This window comes from Actinoplanes sp. NPDC049802, from assembly GCF_040656595.1.
Taxonomy (GTDB): domain Bacteria; phylum Actinomycetota; class Actinomycetes; order Mycobacteriales; family Micromonosporaceae; genus Actinoplanes.
Genome location: NZ_JBFAMR010000058.1, coordinates 36,229 through 56,507, shown reverse-complemented (window position 1 = coordinate 56,507; position 20,279 = coordinate 36,229). Strand labels below are relative to the sequence as shown.

The following is a 20,279-nucleotide window of genomic DNA, read 5'->3' as shown; positions in this document are numbered from 1 at the left end:
CCCCTGCTCGCCGCGTGGAACACGTTCGTCCTCGACGAGCACGCCCGCGCCGCCGTCCCCGGCATGGCGGTCCTCTACGAGCGGCTGGTCAACGCGCGACGCCACTCAGCCGATCGCGAAGCTCGGGTGCGGCGGCTGGTTGTAGGCGGTGTTCTGCCAGGCCACCGCCGTCCGGTACTGACGGTCCTGCATCAGCGACGGCCGCGAGATGCCGGTCGGATCGGTGGTCGAGTAGATCCGCAGCGCGGTGTTGTTCGTCGTCGGCCAGATGACCTCCTCACGCCAGTCACCGAGGATGTCGGCCTGCAGCGACGGGGTGGCCTTGGTGCCGTTGTTCGAGTGCACGCCGCCGGCGGTCAGCAGCCGGGTGTCGCCGCCGGTGCCGTACTTGTCGATCCGGGTCTGGTCGAGCAGCTCCCGCTGAGCGTCGCCGTCCCACCAGATCACGAAGTTCGCCGACGACGGTTTGCGGCCGATGTTCGCGCCGCCGGTGTTGCGCAGCCCGTCGACGGCCGACGACCACGACTCCGCGCCGGGGCTGCCCGCCCAGACGTCGGCCGAGACGCCGCGGCCGTTGTCGCAGCCGCAGGCCGGCGCCGACCAGATCAGCGATCCGGTACGCGCGTCCGCCATCCACATGGCCGGCTTGGAACCGTCCTCGGAGACCTTGAAGACCTCCTGACCGGAACGGCCGGGGATCAGGTCACTGACGTGGTACGCGTCGCCGTGTCCCCGGCCCGACGTCCACAGACCGGCGCCGTTGTCGTCGACCACCATCGCGCCGTACATGATCTCGTCGCGGCCGTCGGCGTCCACGTCGGCGACCGACAGTTGGTGGTTGCCCTGCCCGGCCCAGGCCGAGCCGTTGGTGGAGGAGTTGCTGTCGAAGGTCCACTTGCGGGTGAGCGTCCCGTTGCGGAAGTCCCAGGCGGCGATCACGCTGCGGGTGTAGTAGCCGCGGGCCATGATGATGCTCGGATACGACCCGTTGAGGTACGCCGTACCGGCCAGGAACCGGTCGACCCGGTTGCCGTAGGAGTCACCCCACGACGAGACGGTCCCCCGGCCGGGCACGTAAGCGGCGGTCGCCATCGCACGGCCGGTCTGCCCGTTGAAGACGGTCAGGAACTCGGGACCGGACAGGATGTATCCGGAGGAGTTGCGGTGGTCGGCGGTCGAGCTGCCGATCACCACTCCGGCGCCGTCGCGCGTACCGTCGGCGGTCTTCATGGCCACCTCGGCCCGGCCGTCGCCGTCGTAGTCGAACACCTGGAACTGGGTGTAGTGCGCACCGGCCCGGATGTTGCGGCCCAGGTCGATGCGCCACAGCCGGGTGCCGTTGAGCTTGTAGGCGTCGATGAAGACGTTGCCGGTGTAGCCGGACTGCGAGTTGTCCTTGGCGTTCGACGGGTCCCACTTGAGGACGATCTCGTACTGCCCGTCGCCGTCGAGGTCGCCGACCGACGCGTCGTTCGCCGCATAGGTGTAGGCCACCCCGTCCGGTGTGGTGCCGCCGGGCGGGATCTGGATCGGCACGTCCTGGTAGGCCGCCAGCAGCCCGGCACTGGGCTCCTCGGCGGCCAGGGTGACGGCCTCCACGCCGTCGACGACCGGCCGCACGGTGTAGGAGGCGCCCGCCGGCGCGCCGGCGTCGGTGAAGTTCGTGCCCTTCGCGATCGGCGCGGCGTTGACCTTGACCGATCCGCGGTAGACGTTGAACGCCACCCCCGGCGGATCCGACGCGAGCAGCCGCCACGACAGGAAGTTGCCCCGCGCGGTCCGCAGACCGATCAGACCACGATCAAGATCTTCGGTGGTACGGGCGGACGGCGCGGCCCGGCTCTCCTCGGCGGCCGCGGAGGTGGCGGCCACGGTGGCGCCGCCGAGCAGCAGCACGGTGGTGGCCGCCAGCGCGGCGGCCGGGAGGATTCTTCGTCTACTCATGGGGATTCCCAACGTGTGCAGGAACGGGGACACACGGACCGCGCTCGGGGAAAGCACGGTTGAAACGAGCCTCGGGGTGGCTCACTGCCGCGACGGTGCGGCCAGATCCCTGAGTATGTTAACGATTCAAAGAAAGTGTCAAGGCGTCGATACTGATCGATGAGATGGCGGGGTCGCGGCCCACCGGCCGGCCGGTCTTGTTCAGCTGGCCAGGGCTGTCTCACGCCCGTCGAGACAGCCCTGACCAGCCGGCCGGAGTGGGTCGCCCGGACCCGGGTCAGAGGACGTGCGGCAGCGGCGGCAGCGCCGGGCGGTCCAGCCAGGCGGTGAACAGGTCGTCGAGGGAGTCGGCCGAGTACCGGGCGGCGTGTTCCCGGAACTGGGCGGTCGTCACGGTGCGGTGCCGGTGCTCGGCCACCCACGTGCGCAGCAGCGCGAAGAACGCCGGCTCGCCGAGCCGGGCCCGCAGCGCGTGCAGGGTCAGCGCGCCGCGCTTGTAGACGAGCGGGTCGAACATCCGGTCCACGCCGGGGTCGGCGACGGTCACGGCCGGCGGCTGGGCCGCGGCCCAGGCGTGCCACCGGGTCGCGTGCACATCCGCCGGCACGCCGCCGGAAGCGGCCGACCACAACCATTCGGCGTACGTGGCGAAGCCCTCGTTGAGCCAGATCTGCCGCCAGTCGGCGACCGTGAGACTGTTGCCGAACCACTGGTGGGCCAGTTCGTGGACGGCCAGCCGCTCGTGGGTGCGCCGCCCGTCGACGTGGTTGCGCCCGAAGACGGCCATGCCCTGCGCCTCGATCGGGTCGTCGAGTTCGTCGTCGGTGACGACCACGACGTACTCCCGGAACGGGTAGGGGCCGAACAGCCGGGCGAGGACCGTCATGATCTGGCCGTGCCGGGCGAAGTCGTGCTGGAAGGGGCCGCGCACCCGGGGCGTGACGGCGGCCCGCTGGGTCACCCCGCCGACGGCCAGGTCCACCAGCTCGTAGCGCCCGATCTGGACGCTCATCAGGTACGGCGAGGTGGGCTCGTTCCGCTCGTACACCCAGGTGGTGGTGCCGGCGCCGCGCCGCCGGGCGACGAGGTCCCCGGTGACCAGCACCGTGTAGGGCGACGCGGCGGTGAGCCGGACCAGGTAGGTGGCCTTGTCGTCGGGCCGGTCGTTGCACGGGAACCAGGACGGCGCCCCGTTCGGCTGGCTCGCCACGAGAACGCCGTCGGTCAGCTCGTCCCAGCCGATGTCGCCCCACCGGCCGGACACCGGTGAGGGCTTCCCCCCGTACCGAATATCGATCTTGAAGGTGGTGCCGTAGCCGACCGGCCGCTCGGGTTTGATCCGGAGCTTTCCCGACCGGTGTTCGAAACGGGCCGGCCGCTCGTCGACCCGGACGCTCTGCACCCGGAGGCCGGCCAGGTCGAGGCTGAACCGGGACAGCGCCTGGACCGCCCGCGCCGTGACGATCGCCCTCCCTGCCAGCCGGTTCGACACCACCCGGTAGTCGAGGTCGAGCTCGTAGTGCAGCACCCGGTAGCCGCCGTTGCCGTGCTGCGGCAGGTACGGGTCGGCCGAGCGGTCGGCCCCCGGCGAGGCGGCGATCGGGCCGGCCGGTGGGGTCATGCCCGGCGCGGGGCCGTCACCGGCCAGGTCGCGATCGGGTTGCCGAGCCAGCGGGTGTCGGCGGGCACGGCGTCACCGCGGGTGACCAGCGAGCCGGGGCCGACGGTGGTACGCGCGCCGATGCCGGCGCCGGGCAGCACGATCCCGTGTGGGCCGAGGGTGGCGCCCGCGCCGAGGGTGACCTCATCCATGCTCATGATCCGATCATGGAACAGGTGGGTCTGCACAACGCACCCCCGGTTGACGGTCGCGCCGGCGCCGAGACGCACCAGGTCGTACTCCGGCAGCCAGAGCGTCTCCAGCCACACGCCCCGGCCGATCCGCGCGCCGAGCGTCCGCAACCACAGGGCCAGCAGCGGCGTGCCGGTGGCGAGACGGAACAGCCACGGCGCGGCGAGCACCTCGACGAAGGTGTCGGCCAGCTCGTTGCGCCACACGAACGACGTCCACAGCGCCCGCTCACCGGCCCGGAACCGGCCGACAAGCAGCCACTTCGCGGCGGACGCGGTGAGCGCGGCGACGATCGCGGCGGCGAACAGCACCGGCCCGGCGGCGAGCGCGGCCACCCCGCCGCCGGCGCTCTCCCAGATCAGCGCCAGCACGGCGAGCACGGCGACGGACAGGGCGCCGGCGGCGATCACCGGCAGGACGCGGCACAGCTCGATCGCGGCGCGGGCCAGTTTCAGCCGCCGCGGCGGGTCGAACGTGCGGCCGGTGTCGGCCTCCCCGACGACGCGGCGCAGCGGCATCGGCGGTGCGCCCAGCCAGGACGAGCCCTTCTTCGCCTTGCGCGGCGCCGACGAGAGCACCCCGACGAGTCCGCGCTTGGGAACCGACCGGCCCGGCGCCGCCATCCCGGAGTTGCCGAGGAACGCCTGCTTGCCGATGCGGGCCGGCGCGACGCGCAGCCAGCCGTGGCTGAGTTCGTAGGTGGCCACCATCGTGTCGTCGGCCAGGAACGCCCCGTCCTCGACGGTCGTCATGGCCGGGACCGCGAGCACCGTGGAGATCTCCGCGCCGCGGCCCACCCGCGCCCCGAGCAGCCGCAGCCACACCGGGGTGAACAGGCTGGAGTAGATCGGGAACAGCGCCACCCGGGCCATCCCCATGAGCCGCTCGGTGGCCCACACCTGCCAGGCCACGCGACCGCGGACCGGGTGGAAGCCGGCCCGCAGCCCGATGCTGAGCAGACGCACGGCGATCAGCACGAGCAGGGCGTAGGCGGTCAGGTAGGCGACCGGCGCGGCCACGACCGCGATCGCCACGGAGCCGCCGGTGAACGCCCAGCCGAGCAGGGCGAGCGCGGGCAGCGCCGCCACCACCGGGAGCAGGCCGAGCAGCTGCGCGGTCACGCTGTAAGCCGCCACCCAGAACGGGCCGCCCAGCCGGGACCGCTGCGGGCGTTGCTGCGGCCAGTCCGTCGCGTCCTTGCGGGCCACCGGCGCCGCGGGCGAGCCGCCCCAGCGCTGGCCGGCCGGGACCGGGCCGGTCACGGTCGACCCGGCGGAGATCTTCGCGCCCCGGCCGACCCGTGCCCCCGGCATGAGCGTGCTGCGGGAGCCGACCCGGGCGCCCGCGCCGATCCGGACCGTGCCGATGCGGACCACGTCGCCGTCGACCCAGTAGCCGGAGAGGTCGACCTCCGGCTCGACCGCCGCGCCGCGGCCGAGTTTGAGCAGGCCGGTGACCGGCGGGGCGGAGTGCAGGTCGACGTCCCGGCCGAGCCGCGCGCCGAGCGCCTTCGCATAGGTGATCATCCAGCCGGCGCCGGCCACCCCGGTGGCGCCGGTCAGCTCGGCGAACCGTTCGGCCGCCCACAGTCGCAGGTGGACACCGCCGCCTCGCGGGTACGTACCCGGGCCGACGCCGCGCAGCAGCAGCCGGGCGGCGGCCGCGGCCAGGGCGATCCGGCCGGGCGGGCTGAACAGCACGGCCCAGGCGGCCGCGATCCACCACCAGGAGACGGCCGGCCCGAGCGTCACGATCTTGCCGAGGGCGGCGAGGACGGTGAGCCAGCGGAGCCCGACCAGCATCAGCATCGGCAGCATGAGCAGAGCCTGGAGGAACCCGGTCCGCCGGGGCGTGGGCCGCACCTCACGGCGGACCGCCGTCTCCGCGCCGAGCCCGCCGAGCAGCGCCGCCATGTCCGCGAGGCGCGGGTTCTGGTAGACGTCGGCCACCGACACCCGCGGGTACGTCTGGCGGATCCACGCCACCAGTTGCGCCGCGTTGAGGCTGCTGCCGCCGTTGCTGAAGAAGTCGGCGCCCGCCTCGCCGGGCCGGACCCCGAGGATCCGCTCCCAGCCGTCGGCGAGCCACTGCTCCGCCTCGGTCAGCTCCCCGGCCGAAGGCGGGCCGGTGACCGGCAGCGGCCAGGGCAGCGCCGCCCGGTCGATCTTGCCCGACGTACGGGTGGGCAGCTCCTCCACCACGGCCAGCAGCGGGACGAGCGCGGCCGGCAGCTGCCGGCGGATCCGCCGGGAGGCGGCCGCGAGGTCGAAGCCGGCGGCGTCCTGCGGCGCCAGGTAGCCCACCAGGAGCTGGTTGCCGGTGGCGGTCCGCCGCACCGCCGCCGCCGCGCCGGCCACCCCGGGCAGCGCCTGCAACGCGGCGTCCACCTCGCCCAGCTCGATGCGGCGGCCACCGAGTTTGACCTGTTCGTCGCCGCGGCCCAGGAACAGCAGCCCGTCCGGCTCGGCGCGCACGATGTCGCCGCTGCGGTACGCCCGGGCCCAGTCCAGGGCGGGCAGCGGCGCGAACTTCTCGGCGTCCTTGGCGGCGTCGAGGTAGCGGGCCAGGCCCACTCCCCCGATGACCAGCTCGCCGGTCTCGCCCATGCCGACCGGTTCACCGGCCGGGTCGACGACGGCCAGCTCCCAGCCGGCCAGCGGCAGCCCGATCCGCACCGGTCCCTCGCCGGTCAGCCGGGCGGCGCAGGCCACCACGGTCGCCTCGGTCGGGCCGTACGTGTTCCACACCTCGCGGCCGTCGACCGCCAGCCGTTCGGCCAGCTCGGGCGGGCACGCCTCGCCGCCGAAGATCAGCAGCCGGACGTCGGAGAGCGCGCCGGCCGGCCAGAGGGCGGCGAGCGTCGGCACCGTGGACACCACGGTGATCCGCTGCCCGGCCAGCCAGGGGCCCAGGTCGACGCCGCTGCGCACCAGCGACCGTGCGGCGGGGACCAGGCAGGCGCCGTGCCGCCAGGCGAGCCACATCTCCTCGCAGGAGGCGTCGAAGGCCACCGACAGGCCGGCCAGGACACGGTCGGCCGGGCCGAGCGGCGTGGCGCCGTCACCGGTGAGGAACAGCTGGGCCTCGGCGTCGACGAACGCGGCGGCCGCGCCGTGCGGGACCGCCACGCCTTTCGGGGTGCCGGTGGATCCGGAGGTGAAGATGATCCAGGCGTCGTCGGCCGGGTCCGGCCGTCCGGGCCGCCCGGTGGGGGCGCCGCGCGGGGTCAGGGCCAGGCCGTCGCCCAGGACGGCGCAGACGCCCGCCTCGGCGAAGACCAGCTCGGCGCGCTCGTCGGGGTCGTCGGCGTCCACCGGCACGTAGGCCGCGCCGGCCGCCAGCACGCCGAGGATCGCCAGGTAGAGCTCCGCCGTGCCGGAGGAGATCCGTACGCCGACCCGGTCGCCGGCGCCGATCCCGTGCCCGGACAGCGTCGCCCGCAGTGTCTCGACCTCGGCGGCCAGCTCGCGGTAGGTCAGTCTCGCGGCGCCGGCGCCGGCGCCGGTGTCGATGGCGAGGGCGTCCGCGTGCGCCTCGACGGTGGCGTCCAGGATGTCGAGCAGGGTGCGGCGGACCGGGGCCGACGGGGAGCGGAACACCGCCGGGGCCTCCGGGGCCGCCGGGGCGAGACCGAGCTCGGGAAGCTCGATCAGTCGCTGGTCAGTCGTCACGGTCACCGGGCGCTCCGTCCCACTTCGGGTTCATCGTCGCCGGGCGCACGTCACTGAGCCGTCGGCGGCAGCCTTCGAAGTTACGAGACGAATACGGGAATCGGCGCTGGATTACCCGAAGAGGTGGCCACCGACACACAGGTGACCACTCTCCGTAATGGCGGTCAGGACTTGGCGGCGGCCGCCACGCTGAGCGCCTCCGCGGCGTGCTGGTTCATGTCCAGCTCGCTGTGGATGACCTCGAGGATCCGCTGGTCGGAACCGATCACGAAGGTCATCCGCTTGGTGCTGAGCGGGCCGAGCGCGAGTTTGCGCTTCACCCCATATGCGGCGATCGTCGCCGAGTCGGGGTCGGACAGCAGCGGGTAATCGAAGGTGTAGGTCTCGGCGAAGAGCTTCTGCTTCTCGACCGGGTCCTTGCTGATGCCCACTCGCTGCACGCCGGCGGCACGGAACTCGGCCGCCAGGTCCCGGAAGTGGCAGGCTTCGGCGGTGCAGCCCGGGGTCATGGCGCCGGGGTAGAAGAAGAGGACGACGGGCCCGTCCGCGAGGAGATCGGTCAGCCGGCGTGGTGTGCCGTCCTGGTCGGGCAGTTCGAAATCGGGCGCGATGTCACCCTTGCCGATAGTCACCCGGTCGAGTGTACGGACGGGGGCGGTCCCGCCCCCGTCCACCAGCGTGTCAGAGGCCCCAGCCGTACCGGATCCGGTCCCGGCCGGAGTTGTTGCGGACCGTCAGGTCGAGGTTCGTGCCGCTGCCGGTCATGGCGAACATCGAGTAGTAGTCGAAGCCGGACGTTCCGGTGGGCTTGCCGCCGACCGCCGGCCAGTAGGTTCCGCCCATCCGGTTGTCCCGCATGACCTGGGTGACGGCGCGGATGTGGCGGACGAAGTTGTCGGTGCTGTTCGCGTCGGCGTAGTTGAGCCCGGTCGACATCGGCGCACCGAACTCGGTCACCACGGCCCGGGAGGCGCAGTTGCCGAGACGGGTCTGGATGTGGCCGCGGAAGGCGTCGTACGTCATCGCGCTGTAGAAGAAGGCGTAGTGGTGGAAGGAGAGCAGCGTGCCGCTGAACCGGCTGTCGTTGCAGACGTCGCGCAGGTCCTGGCTGTAGCCGATGCCGCCGATGAGCGTCCGGGCGGGCACCGCCGAGTAGTGGTAGCTCATCCAGCCGGCCGCCACGTTGCGCCACTCCGCCGAGGTGTAGCCGTGCGGCTCGTTCATCGGCTCGAAGTACACGTTGGTGTTCGCGCCGTACTGGTAGGTCACCCGGGACCACATGGTGTTCCAGGCGGCGAGGTTGGTGATCCGGCCGCCGGAGGCGGCGCCGTCCTCCCAGTAGGCGAGGATGACCTTGAAGCCGCGGGCGGTGGCCGCGTCGACGGCGCCCCGGTAGGCGTCCCACCAGGCGGTGCCGACGGTGTGCGTGTTGATCGGCAGGCGGACGGTGTTGACGCCGATGGCGGCCATGTCGTCGTAGAGCGCGTTGGCCTTGGCCCGGACCGTCGCGTTGCTGTCCGACGGGCTGAGGCCCTGCACGACCAGCGGGCCGGTGCTGAAGTTGTCGCCCAGTACGGCCCAGTTCATGCCGCGGAACTGGTTGGTGGCGGCGGCGGCCGGCGACGAGCCGGCGGCTACCGCGCCCAGGGCGGTCAGGGCGGTCAGGGCGGTCACCAGCAGGGGGGTCAGGAGCCGGCGCAACGGTGTCATGGCGTGTCCAATCATCGGGGGATGGCGGCAACCCGGGCGGCCGGCCTTCGTCGAGCCGCATCTGAAATATGTTCGGAATGCCGACCCCTGTCCACGAACCGAGCAAGGGCACTCAATACCGTTCACGATCGAACATCGGCGGCAGGGCGCGCCGCCTGATGAGGCGGCGCGCCCTGCGGAGACGTCACCAGACGCGTACGCGACCGCTTCCCCCGGTGAGCCCGGCGAGCGGGCCGGCCGGGTACTCGCGACCGGGCTCCTTGCGGACGCCGGTCAGGTCGGTGTCGATGACGGCCGGGCTGCCGTCGCGCTCCTCGAACTCGGCGTCGGCGAACCGGACCCGTTCCAGGTCGCGGCCGCCGACCGGGGCGAGAGCGGCGCCGCCGACGGTGTCCGGCAGGTCGGTCACCAGGTGGACCTCACCGTTCTCCGCGACGACCGAGACGGACGCGCGGTCGAGGAGCACCGGGTTCTGCTCGCCGGCGAACGGGCGGGCGCCGGCGGCGTAGACGTTGCCGCGGGCGTACACGGCCTGCTTCACGTTGAGGAAGCGCTGGTGGTCGCCGGGCGGCTGCTCGTCGATGCGCCGCAGGTACTCCTGGAACGACGCCGGGTAGCCGTCGTAGCCCACGGTTCCCGCGAACACCTCGGCCTCACCCTCCGGCTTGGAGCCGTACGCCGTCGTGGGGTCGCCCCCGGCGAAGACGTTGCCGATCCACCGGTCGTCGCCGCCGACGATGAACGCGTAGCCGGCCACCTGGGTGCTGTGCGGCCGGTGGTACGGGGTGGCCCGGTCCATCACCGGTTCCAGCCGTACGGTGCCGCAGAGCAGGTTGTTGACGAACGCCCCGCCCTGACTCCACAGTTCGAGCGCGGCCGGCGAGGCGAGGATGTTGTGCTCGACCAGGTACGGCCCGTGGCTGACCTCGATGAACAGGTCCCGGTTGTTGTCGTGGTAGACGTTGCGGGAGACCCGGGTGCCCTGGGTCTGCCAGTCGAGCCAGGTGCCGAGCGAGCAGTCGTGGATGCGGTTGTGCCGGATCTCGACGTCGATGGCGGCGTGCAGCTTGATGCCGCCGATCTCGTACCCGTAGAACTCGCGTTTGAGCGCGATGTGGTGGATGTGGTTGTCCTCGATGGTGGAGAAGACGCAACCGAGGTGGCCGACGATGCCGTTCTGCCCGCAGTCGTGGATGTGGTTGCGGCGCACCACGTGCGACCCGATGTGCTCCTTGTCCCATCCGATCTGCCGGGCCGTGAAGACCGACTCCAGCTGGTACTGGTAGCCGGGCTTGTCACCGCGCTCGCTGGCGTAGTTGTGCCCGGTCGACGCCTCCTTGCCGAGGGAGATCGCCGAGCACTTGGCGTCGTGGATGTGGTTGTCCTCGATGATCCAGCCCTTGGCCCAGTTCGGGCCGATGAGGCCGGGCTGGTCGGCGGTCGGCGGCGTCCAGGGGGTGGCCGCCTGGGCGAGTTCGAAGCCGCGCACGGTGATGTAGTCGAGGTGCGGGACGAGCGGGTAGAACACCGACCGCCGTACGTTGATCTCGGCGAGTTCGGTGTTGGGGTCGGCGCCCTGGAAGTTGGCCCAGATGGTGGTCTCCTCGGCGCCGACCTCCGCGTACCAGACCAGCATCGTCTGCTCGGGGTCGCGGACGCGGTCGGTGACGCCGGTCCAGTTGTCGACGACCTCGGTCCGCTTCTCGGGTGAGGACACCTCGGCGCGCGAGCCGGCCTCGTAGAAGCTGATCCCGTTGAGGTAGACGTCGCCGAGGTGCTTGCGGGGCGCCTTCTCGGCGTAGACGACCCAGTCGCCGGCGACCTCCTCGGCGTACGGGTTGAAGTCGCCGAAGAGCGAGTTGGGCACGGTCGCCTTCCACACGGTCCCACCGTCCGGCTCCCACCCGGTGATCCGCTCGGAGCCCTTGATGACGACGTGCTCTCCTTCGGCGGCCTGGTAGGTGATGCGGCGGCTGTCGCTCAGGCCGCCCCGGCGGGGTGTCACCCACTCCCGGTACTCGCCGGCGTGCACGATCACGGTGTCCCCGGGCCGTGCGAGCGCCGCGGCGCGGTTGATCGTCCGGAACGGCCGTTGCGCGGAGCCGTCGGCGTCGTCGGATCCGGTGGTCGCCACATGCAGCAGCGATGTCATGTCGTTCTGCCTTTCTGTCGTCACGTGCTGAGGCCCGCTCATCCCTTGACCGCGCCGGTGAGACCGCCGACGATGCGGCGCTCGAACAGGCTGAAGAACACCAGCGCGGGAATCATCGACAGCGAGGTGAACGCGAGCACCTTCGCGGTGTCCACCGAATACTCCGACGCGAACGCCTGCACACCCAGCGGAAGGGTGAAGCCCTCCTGATCGTTCAGGATGAACAGCGGTAGCAGGTAGCTGTTCCAGCTGCCGATGAACGCGAGGATGCCGGTGGTGATCAGGCCGGGCACCGAGAGCGGGAGCACCATCCGCCAGAAGAAGCCGAGCCGGCTGCACTGGTCGATGGCGGCGGCCTCCTCGATCTCCTTGGGGATGGCCTGCAGGAACGGCACCAGGATGATGATCGTGGTGGGCAGCCCGAAGGCGATCTGCGGGAGGATGACGCCGGGCAGCGTGTTCACCAGGCCCAGGTTCTTCACCAGGATGTAGAGCGGCGTGATGGCGACCGTCGCCGGGAACATGAGGCCCGCGGCGAACAGGGCGTACATCGCCCCGCGTCCCCGGAAGTCGTACCGGGCCAGGACGTAGCTGGCCATCACGCCGAGCACGAGGACACCGGCGGTGGTGGCGAGGGCCGCGACCGTCGAGTTGCCGACCTGGCGCCAGAACGAGGAGCTGGCCAGGATGTCGGCGTAGTTGCCGGGCACCCACGGGTCGGGCATCGCGGCCGGGTCGGCGGTGATCTGGGCGTTGGTCCGGAAGCCGCCGATGATGATGTAGAGGACCGGTCCGAGCATCAGGCCGATCAGCAACAGCACGGCGAGGTAGATGGTCGGATTGTTCTTGTGCCGGGTGTCGGTGGTGCGGGCCATGTCCTACCGTCCTCCGGTGAGCGCGCCCTGGGTGTCCCGGCGCAGGACGAACCGCTGGTAGACGAGCGCGATGATCATTGAGATGACGAACAGCACGACCGCCACCGCGTTGCCGTACCCGTAGTTGCCCGCGTTGCGGCCCTCGGTGACCATGTACGTCGCCATGGTCGAGGTGCCGGCGGTCGAGGCGACGTACTGGCCCCAGATGATGTAGACCAGGTCGAAGAGCTGGAGCGCGCCGATGATCGACAGGAAGGCCCAGATCCGGATGGTCGGCCCGAGCAGCGGCAGGGTGATCCGCCGCTGGGTCTGCCAGTAGGACGCGCCGTCCACGGCTGCCGCCTCGGCCAGTTCCTCCGGGATGTTCTGCATGCCGGCCAGGAACAGGATCACCGCGAACCCGATGTACTTCCAGGTCAGGATGAGCATCAGGGTCCAGATGGCGATCGACGGGTTCGCCAGCCAGTCGGCGGCCAGCCAGTCCAGGCCGATCGACCGCAGGACGTCGTTGACCGCGCCGTTGGTCTGCAGCAGCAGGCTCCAGGCGGTGCCGACGATGACCTCGGCGATCACGTACGGCACGAAGATCAGCACCCGGATCAGCGACTGGCCGCGCATCTTGCGGTTGAGCAGCAGGGCGAGGCCGATCGCGATCGGGCCCTGGAGGACCAGCGACAGCACGACGATCTGGCCGTTGTGCCACAGCGCCTCGTGGAAGGCGGTGTCCTGCAGGATGGTGACGTAGTTGTCGAAGCCGACGAAGTCGGTCGGCGGCCCGAACCCCTTCCATCGGTAGAAGCCGTAGTAGGCGGCCATCAGCACGGGGAAGATGACGAAGCCCAGGAACATCAGGATCGCGGGCCCGGACAGCGCGGCGATCTCCAGGCGCATGGCCCAGCCGATCCCGCGCCGGCGGGGCCGCACCGGGGGCCGCGTGGCGACGCCACCCCCGGTGCGGATGCGACTGCTTCGGTCAGCAAGGTCGCTGCTCATCGCTCGGTGACCTCTCAGCCCTTCTTGGCTGCGTCGTTCACGGCCTGGATGATCCCGGCGACGTCGCCCTTGCCGGCGAGCAGGTTGACGACGCCGACGTTCAGGGCGTTGCCGACGTTCTGGCCGTAGATGGTGTCCAGCCACTGCGAGACGTACGGCGCCTTGTTGTACGCGTCGAGAACCGCCTTGAGGTATTCCTCGGTGACCGCGCCCTGGGCCGGCTTGCTGACCGGCAGCGCGTTGAAGGCCTTGTAGTAGCCCTCCTGCACGTCCTTGGTGAGGATGTAGTTGAGGAAGTCGGAGCACTCCTTGGGCGCCTGCGCCGAGCACGAGTAGCCGTCGGCGCCGCCCATGATCGCCGCCGGGTCGCCCTGGCCGCCGGGAACCGCCGGGAAGGGGAAGTAGCCGAGGTCGGGCAGCGGCTTGGCGTCCTTGGTGAGGGAGGCGATGACACCCGGGTCCCAGGCGCCCATCAGTTCCATGCTCGCCTTGTAGTTGGCCACCAGACCGGCCGAGCTGCCCGCGCCCTGCTGAGCCGAGGTGGTCAGGAAGCCCTCGTTGAACGGTTTGGTGTCGGCGAAGGCCTTGAGGTCCTCGCCGGCCTTCGTCCAGCAGGCGTCGCCGAAGTTCTTCTCCTTGGCGGCGGCGTCGAGGGCGGCCGGGGCGCAGGCGCGCAGCGCGAAGAAGTAGTACCAGTGGGCGGCCGGCCACGCGTCCTTGGCACCGAGGGCGATCGGCGTGCCGTTGGCCTTGAGCTTGGTGACCGCCTGGTTGAGTTCGTCCATGGTGGTCGGCGGGGAGGTGACGCCGGCCTTCTGGAAGAGGTCCTTGGAGTACCAGAGGCCACCCGGCAGGATCGAGACCGGTACGGCGTACGCCTTGCCGTCGACCTGTCCGGTCTTCAGCGCGGCGTCACCGACCGCCTGCTTGGTCTCGGCGGTGATGTCGGCGGTGATGTCCTTGAGCTGCCCGGCCTCGACCATCGCGGCCATCTTGCCGCCGCCGCGCTGCAGGAAGACGTCGGGCGCGGAGCCGGAGTTGAGCGCGGTCTGGAGCTTGCCGTCCAGGTCCTCGTTCTGCACCGACTGAATCTTGATCTTCACGGTCGGGTTCGCGGTCTGGAAGTCGGCGACCGTCTTCTCCCAGAACGCCTTGCCGGGACCGGTGGTGGCGTTGTGCCAGAAGTCCATCGTGACGTTGCCGCCCGAACTCGAGCCGCCGTCGTCGTCGCCGCCGGAGCAGGCGGCCAGGCTCATGGCGCCGAGCGCCACCACGGCGGCCACCGCGAGGGTCCTTTTATGTGCCATCGAAGCCTCATCTCGTTTACGAAAGTTTCGGAACAGTTCCGGAAGGTGTCGCCAAAGTTAGGAAGCCGCCGGGGCTATGTCAAGGAGTTCGTCGTGGCGCGATGTCACACGTACGTAACGGCAATCACTCTGCGAGCACCGCAAAAACGCCCATAACCACGGTGTACGGAAGAAAGGAACCGCGCAAGAATTCTCGTAACTTTCGCTGGACTTCCGGTGGACGGGTCTCCTACGCTACGGCCGACCGATCTGTCCCAGGAGGCGCTTCCCTTGCTCCACCACCGCCACGGCGACGTCCTGCTCACCGTCCTCGACCCCGCCGGACGGCCACTGAGCGACCGCGAGGTCATCGTCGAACAGCACACCCACGCCTTCGCGTTCGGCAACATCGGCTTCGACCTCGTCGCCGTCGCCAACGGAGAGGACGGCCCCGCCGCCGGCCTGTGGCTCGACCTGTTCAACACGGCGACCCTGCCGTTCTACTGGGCCGACTTCGAACCGGAACGCGGCCGGCCGGACACGAGACGACTGCGCCGGGCCGCCGAGTGGTTCGCCGCACACGGCTGCCGGGTCAAGGGCCACCCGCTGGTGTGGCACACCCTGGCGCCCGGCTGGCTGCGGGAGCTGCCGACCGGCGAGGTCGAGGCCGCCGTCCGCGCCCGGATCCGGCGCGACGTGGCCGACTTCGCCGGCGTCGTGGACTCGTGGGACGTGATCAACGAGGTGGTGATCATGCCGGTCTTCGACAACGAGGAACGTCCCAACGCGATCACCCGGCTCGCCCGCGAACGCGGCCGGATCGCCACCGTCCGGCTCGCCTTCGAACAGGCGCGCGCCACCGACCCGTCGGCGACGCTGCTGCTCAACGACTTCGACATGTCCACGGCGTACGAATGCCTGATCGAAGGTGTTCTGGAGGCCGGGATCCGGATCGACGCGCTCGGCCTGCAGAGTCACATGCACCAGGGCTACTGGGGTGAGGAACGGACGCTCACGCTCCTGGACCGGTTCTCCAGGTACGGCCTGCCGATCCACATGACCGAGACCACACTGGTGTCGGGCGACCTGATGCCGCCGGAGATCGACGACCTGAACGACCACCGGGTCGCGTCGTGGCCGTCCACGCCCGAGGGCGAACAGCGGCAGGCCGACGAGATCGTGCGGCATTACCGGACGCTGCTGGGACATCCCTCGGTCGAGGCGATCACCTACTGGGGGCTGTGGGACGAAGGCGCGTGGCTCGGCGCCCCGGCCGGGCTGGTGCGCACCGACGGCACCCCGAAGCCGGCGTACGAGGCGCTGCGGAACCTGGTGAAGAACGAGTGGTGGCTGGCCCCGACCACCCTGCGGACCGACCACGCCGGGCGGGTCGCGGTGCGCGGCTTCCGCGGCGACTACCGGCTGCGCTGCGCCGAAGGCACGGCATCCTTCCCGGTGACCGGGCAGAATCAGGCCCTGACGGCACGCGTGGAAGGCTGCTCATGACCATCGAAGCGGTCATCGACCTCGACCTCGGCGGACCCACGATCAACCGCCATGTGTACGGGCACTTCGCGGAACACCTGGGCCGCTGCGTCTACGGCGGATTCTGGGTCGGCGAGGACTCCACCGTCCCGAACGAGGGCGGCATCCGCCTCGACGTCGTCGACGCCCTGCGCGCCCTGGACATCCCCAATCTGCGCTGGCCCGGCGGCTGCTTCGCCGACGAATACCACTGGCGCGACGGCATCGGCCCCCGCGCCTCCCGCCCCACCATGGTCAACACCCACTGGGGCGGCGTCGAGGAGAACAACCACTTCGGCACCCACGAGTTCATGGCCCTGTGCGAACTGCTCGGCGCCGAGCCGTACATCAGCGGCAACGTCGGCTCCGGCACCGTCCACGAGATGAGCGAGTGGGTCGAGTACCTGACCCGCGACGGCGACTCCCCGATGGCCCGGCTCCGCAAGGCCAACGGCCGCGACCGGCCCTGGAAGATCCGCTTCTGGGGACTCGGCAACGAGGCCTGGGGATGCGGCGGCAACATGACCGCCGAACACTACGCCCAGGAGGCCCGCCGCTACGGCACCTACTGCCGCGACTACGGCGACAACAAGCTGTACAAGATCGCCGCGGGTGCCAACGGCGACGACTACGCCTGGACCGAGACGCTGATGAAGCAGCTCGGGCACCTCGGCTGCCGGCACATCCGCAACGCCGGCTACCACGCCCTGTCCCTGCACCACTACACGATCACCGGCCCCGACTGGGAGCACAAGGGATCGGCCACCGAGTTCAGCACCGACGAGCACTACACGACGATGGTGGCCGCGGCCCGCATCGAGGAACTGCTGGCCGGGCACGCGGCCGTGATGGACTGCTACGACCCGGGCAGGACCGTCGGCCTGGTCCTCGACGAGTGGGGCACCTGGTTCGACGTCGAGCCCGGCACCAACCCCGGCTTCCTGTATCAGCAGAACACCCTGCGCGACGCCCTCGTCGCGAGCGTCCACTTCGACGTCTTCCACCGCCACGCCGACCGCCTGGTGATGGCCAACATCGCCCAGACCGTCAACGTCCTGCAAGCCATGATCCTCACCGACCCGGAGACGAAAGCCCTGGTCCTGACCCCCACCTACCACGTCTTCCGGATGAATCGCGGCCACCAGGACGCCACCTCGCTGCGAATCGGCCACCGCACCCCGCTGCCGACCCGCCCCGTCGGCGACACGACCCTGACGACCGTGTCGATGTCGGCCAGCCGCAAGGACGGCCGTCTGCTGATCTCCCTGTCGAACCTGGACGCCACCGCGCCCGCCGACGTGGAGATCGACCTGCGCGGCGGCACGGTCGGCGCCGTCGACGCCCGGATCCTCACGTCATCCGCCCTCCAGGACCACAACACACCCGGATCCCCGTCCACCGTCACCCCCCGATCACACGACGGCGTGACGCTGAGCGGCGGCAAGCTCCGCATCCACCTGCCCGCCCACAGTTTCGTCACCGTGAGTGGAGGTCTCCTTTCGGACAGTTGAAGCAGCCGAGTTGCTGATCCCCGATACCTTCTTCGGCGACCAGAATGTTCGGCGCGGCGGAGACCACATCCGCCCCTTGGATGTGGAGTCTTCGCATGAGCGAGCTTGCGAGCGAATCATCGGGCTCAGGTTTGAACTCATGGCGGCGCCGGAGCGAAGCGGAGGGGGCGCCATGAGCGAGCTTGCGAGCGAATCATCGGGCTCAGGTTTGAACTCATGGCGGCGCCGGAGCGAAGCGGAGGGGGCGCCATGAGCGAGCTTGCGAGCGAATCATCGGGCTCAGGTTTGAACTCATGGCGGCGCCGGAGCGCAGCGGAGGGGGCGCCATGAGTGGCTGGCGGCTGTCCGGCTACACGCCTGTTCGTCAGCTCGGCGCCGGCGCGTCGGGCAGCGTCGTGCTCGCCACCCACGATGAGACCGGCACCCCCGTCGCGATCAAGTACCTGGTGCACGTCCTCGGCGACGACGCCGAGTTCCGGGCCGCCTTCCGCCGCGAGGCCGAACTGCTCGGCGAGATCGACGACCCGTACGTCTCCCGGCTGTATGAATACGTCGAGTCCGCCGACGGCGCGGCGATCGTGATGGAGCTGGTCAACGGGGTGTCGCTGCGGCAGATGCTGCGCGAGCACGGCCCGACCACTCCCGAGGCCGCTCTCCTCGTGCTGAAGGGTTCCCTCGCCGGGCTGGCCGCGGCGCACGGCCACGGCGTGGTGCACCGGGACTACAAGCCGGAGAACGTGCTGGTCACCGGCGAGGGCCTGAGCAAGCTCGCCGACTTCGGCATCGCCACGCCGGTCGGGCAGGGCACCGGCACGGTCGTCACCGGCACGCCCCGCTACATGGCCCCCGAGCAGTGGACGGGCGCCCCCGCGACGCCCGCCTGCGACATCTACGCCGCCACCGCCACGTTCTTCGAGTGCCTCACCGGCCACCCGCCGTACGACGGGGCGAACCTGTTCGCCCTGCACGACCAGCACGCCAACGCGCCCATCCCGACGGATCCGGCCCCGGCGCCGGTGCACGACCTGCTCCGGTACGGGCTGGCCAAACGGCCCGCCGACCGGCCCCAGCACGCCCTCGCCTTCCTCGACATCCTGGAGCGGGTCGCCGGTTCCGCGTACGGGCCGGACTGGGAGGACCGTGGGCTGCGCGAACTCGCCCGCCGGGCGGCCCTGCTCGCTGCCCTGTGGCCGTTCCCGGACGGCAACGCGGGCGCCACCAGCTTCGCCATGACGACGGTGGGCGGTTCCACCGTCCACCGCGGCGGTGCCCTGCGCCGGAACCGCCGGATGGCCGCGCTGGCGGGCGGCGCACTCACCGCGGCCCTGCTGATCGGCGGCGCCGGATACCGTTACGCCTCCGCCGCCGAGGAGTCCGCCGCCATCGCGGGCGGGGAGACGGCCCCGGCGGCGCCAGGGCCGTCCAGCGCGCCGCTCCCGGCGGGTTCGGCGGCGCCGTCGATCTCCGCGGCCCCGGCGACGGCGACGGCGACGGCAACGCCGACCACGGCGACCACGGCGACCGCCGGCCCGGCCGAGACGGACGCCCCGGGCCCGCCCAGCAAGTCCCCGTCCACCTCAGCGGGCGGTTCCGCCTCGCCGAGCCCGCCGGACAGCCCCTCCCCGTCGGCCGACCCGGACACCACCGCCCCCACCGTCGGCGCGGTCCGGGCGAGCCCGGCGGTGCTGGAGGGCGAGACCTGCCGTTACGGCAACCGCACGAGCGCCGTCTCGGTCACCGTCACCGACGACCGGAGCGGCCCGGCCAAACTGAAGGTCAGCTTCCGGTACGCCCTGAACGGTTCCGTCTCCACCGTGACGATGAGCTCGGCCGGCGGGGACGTGTTCCAGGGGACGCTGGGCCCGCTGCCCGGCCCGAAGACGGTCACCCGCATCCCGGTGTCGGTGGTCGCCGTCGACGCCGCCGGCAACTCGGCCGCGTCGGTGCGGCCGCGTTACGTGTCCCTCGACAACCTCTGCACTCCCGGTTAGGAGCTGCCGTGACCCGGCCGGAGGAACCCTTCGACGACCGTACGATGCCGCTGCCCGCCGACCCGTGGAAGACCGTCGACGGGCCCGTCCCCACGGTGCGCCTCGGCGACCCCACCGCGTTCCTCGGCGACCCGGGCCGGACCGCCCACCTCGGACCGCCCGCGCCGGCGGGGCAGCCGACCGTGCGTACCCATCAGGAGGTTCGCTTCGGCCCCGGTGTGCCGACGGCCCCGGCGGCCGCTCCCGCTTGGCCGCGGACGCCCGGGGCTGGCCGCCCACGGTTGCGCCGGCTGGTGTCGGTGGTGTCCAGTCTGCTGACCCTCGCGCTGGTCGTGGTGGTCGGCTACCACGTGTGGCAGCGGCTCAGCCCGCTCGAGGTGGAGAGCGCCTCGGTGGCCGTGCCGGAGCCGGCCGGCAACCGCTGTGACGTCACCGTCGGCGTGGTCGCCACCGTGCGCACCAACGGCCGGAGCGGCGTGATCCGCTACCAGTGGCTGCGCTCCGGCGAACTGCCCGGCGACGTGCTCACCGAGGAGGTCGGCAGCGGACGGCGTACCGTCGCCCTCACCCTGAAATGGACGTTCAACGGCGTCGGCGCGACCACCGAGACCGCCACCGTCAACATCATCGAACCGGCGCCGCTGCAGGCCGGCACCGAGGTCGCCTACCGCTGCCGGCGCCGCTGACCGGGCCGCGAGGTTCGAGACTGCATCGCTGCGACATCCGCCGGTAACAGTCCGCGATTAGCGTGCGGGCCAGCGCAGCACCAC

The 20,279-nt window shown here is 71.2% G+C and carries 13 protein-coding genes; 4 read left to right on the top strand and 9 right to left on the bottom strand.

The window, feature by feature from the left end:
* Window positions 1-105: 105 nt before the first annotated feature.
* The 9 genes from AB0I88_RS30610 to AB0I88_RS30570 all read right to left on the bottom strand — a co-directional run bounded on the left by AB0I88_RS30610 (window position 106) and on the right by AB0I88_RS30570 (window position 14,504).
* A complete protein-coding gene (locus AB0I88_RS30610; protein ID WP_361032342.1) occupies window positions 106-1,944 on the bottom strand; it encodes a rhamnogalacturonan lyase in 1,839 nt (612 codons plus the stop codon).
* 277 nt (window positions 1,945-2,221) lie between these two features.
* Window positions 2,222-3,565 carry a M1 family metallopeptidase gene (locus AB0I88_RS30605; RefSeq protein ID WP_361032339.1) on the bottom strand — a complete coding sequence of 448 codons (1,344 nt, stop codon included), beginning with the start codon at window positions 3,563-3,565 and terminating at the stop codon, window positions 2,222-2,224.
* Complete coding sequence (locus AB0I88_RS30600) at window positions 3,562-7,473, bottom strand: Pls/PosA family non-ribosomal peptide synthetase (protein ID WP_361032336.1); 3,912 nt, start codon at window positions 7,471-7,473, stop codon at window positions 3,562-3,564. Before AB0I88_RS30600 ends, AB0I88_RS30605 begins: the two co-directional genes overlap by 4 nt.
* A 158-nt stretch (window positions 7,474-7,631) precedes the next feature.
* Window positions 7,632-8,099: a peroxiredoxin gene (locus AB0I88_RS30595; RefSeq protein WP_361032333.1), complete on the bottom strand. Its 468-nt coding sequence runs from the start codon at window positions 8,097-8,099 to the stop codon at window positions 7,632-7,634.
* A gap of 49 nt (window positions 8,100-8,148) precedes the next feature.
* The gene (locus tag AB0I88_RS30590) at window positions 8,149-9,177 is read right to left on the bottom strand and encodes a cellulase family glycosylhydrolase (RefSeq protein ID WP_361032330.1); all 1,029 of its coding nucleotides are present in this window, start codon (window positions 9,175-9,177) and stop codon (window positions 8,149-8,151) included.
* A 184-nt stretch (window positions 9,178-9,361) separates the two neighbouring features.
* Window positions 9,362-11,329: a right-handed parallel beta-helix repeat-containing protein gene (locus AB0I88_RS30585; protein WP_361032328.1), complete on the bottom strand. Its 1,968-nt coding sequence runs from the start codon at window positions 11,327-11,329 to the stop codon at window positions 9,362-9,364.
* Window positions 11,330-11,367: 38 nt separating this feature from the next.
* The gene (locus tag AB0I88_RS30580; RefSeq protein WP_361032325.1) at window positions 11,368-12,204 is read right to left on the bottom strand and encodes a carbohydrate ABC transporter permease; all 837 of its coding nucleotides are present in this window, start codon (window positions 12,202-12,204) and stop codon (window positions 11,368-11,370) included.
* Window positions 12,205-12,207: 3 nt separating this feature from the next.
* Entirely contained in the window at window positions 12,208-13,095 is an 888-nt protein-coding gene (locus AB0I88_RS30575; protein WP_361032322.1) for a sugar ABC transporter permease, read from the bottom strand.
* 116 nt (window positions 13,096-13,211) lie between these two features.
* Window positions 13,212-14,504: an extracellular solute-binding protein gene (locus AB0I88_RS30570; protein WP_361032319.1), complete on the bottom strand. Its 1,293-nt coding sequence runs from the start codon at window positions 14,502-14,504 to the stop codon at window positions 13,212-13,214.
* A gap of 270 nt (window positions 14,505-14,774) precedes the next feature.
* On the opposite strand from AB0I88_RS30570, the gene AB0I88_RS30565 reads away from it, so the two are divergent.
* The 4 genes from AB0I88_RS30565 to AB0I88_RS30550 all read left to right on the top strand — a co-directional run bounded on the left by AB0I88_RS30565 (window position 14,775) and on the right by AB0I88_RS30550 (window position 20,195).
* On the top strand, window positions 14,775-15,989 hold the full coding sequence (locus tag AB0I88_RS30565) for an endo-1,4-beta-xylanase (RefSeq protein WP_361032316.1): 1,215 nt from the start codon (window positions 14,775-14,777) through the stop codon (window positions 15,987-15,989).
* Window positions 15,986-17,518: an alpha-L-arabinofuranosidase C-terminal domain-containing protein gene (locus AB0I88_RS30560; RefSeq protein WP_361032313.1), complete on the top strand. Its 1,533-nt coding sequence runs from the start codon at window positions 15,986-15,988 to the stop codon at window positions 17,516-17,518. The genes AB0I88_RS30565 and AB0I88_RS30560 overlap by 4 nt, the downstream gene beginning before the upstream one ends.
* A 326-nt stretch (window positions 17,519-17,844) precedes the next feature.
* Window positions 17,845-19,509, top strand: a complete 1,665-nt coding sequence (locus AB0I88_RS30555) for a serine/threonine-protein kinase (RefSeq protein ID WP_361032311.1) — start codon at window positions 17,845-17,847, stop codon at window positions 19,507-19,509.
* A gap of 8 nt (window positions 19,510-19,517) precedes the next feature.
* On the top strand, window positions 19,518-20,195 hold the full coding sequence (locus AB0I88_RS30550) for a hypothetical protein (RefSeq protein ID WP_361032308.1): 678 nt from the start codon (window positions 19,518-19,520) through the stop codon (window positions 20,193-20,195).
* The last annotated feature ends 84 nt before the right edge of the window (window positions 20,196-20,279 follow it).

Bases quoted from the DNA above. Each gene is read 5' to 3' on its own strand.
- AB0I88_RS30560 (WP_361032313.1), top strand. From the start codon at position 15,986: ATGACCATCGAAGCGGTCATCGACCTCGACCTCGGCGGACCCACGATC.
- AB0I88_RS30555 (WP_361032311.1), top strand. From the start codon at position 17,845: ATGAGTGGCTGGCGGCTGTCCGGCTACACGCCTGTTCGTCAGCTCGGC.
- AB0I88_RS30605 (WP_361032339.1), bottom strand. From the start codon at position 3,565: ATGACCCCACCGGCCGGCCCGATCGCCGCCTCGCCGGGGGCCGACCGC.
- AB0I88_RS30585 (WP_361032328.1), bottom strand. From the start codon at position 11,329: ATGACATCGCTGCTGCATGTGGCGACCACCGGATCCGACGACGCCGAC.
- AB0I88_RS30590 (WP_361032330.1), bottom strand. From the start codon at position 9,177: ATGACACCGTTGCGCCGGCTCCTGACCCCCCTGCTGGTGACCGCCCTG.
- AB0I88_RS30570 (WP_361032319.1), bottom strand. From the start codon at position 14,504: ATGGCACATAAAAGGACCCTCGCGGTGGCCGCCGTGGTGGCGCTCGGC.
- AB0I88_RS30580 (WP_361032325.1), bottom strand. From the start codon at position 12,204: ATGGCCCGCACCACCGACACCCGGCACAAGAACAATCCGACCATCTAC.
- AB0I88_RS30610 (WP_361032342.1), bottom strand. From the start codon at position 1,944: ATGAGTAGACGAAGAATCCTCCCGGCCGCCGCGCTGGCGGCCACCACC.
- AB0I88_RS30575 (WP_361032322.1), bottom strand. From the start codon at position 13,095: ATGCGCCTGGAGATCGCCGCGCTGTCCGGGCCCGCGATCCTGATGTTC.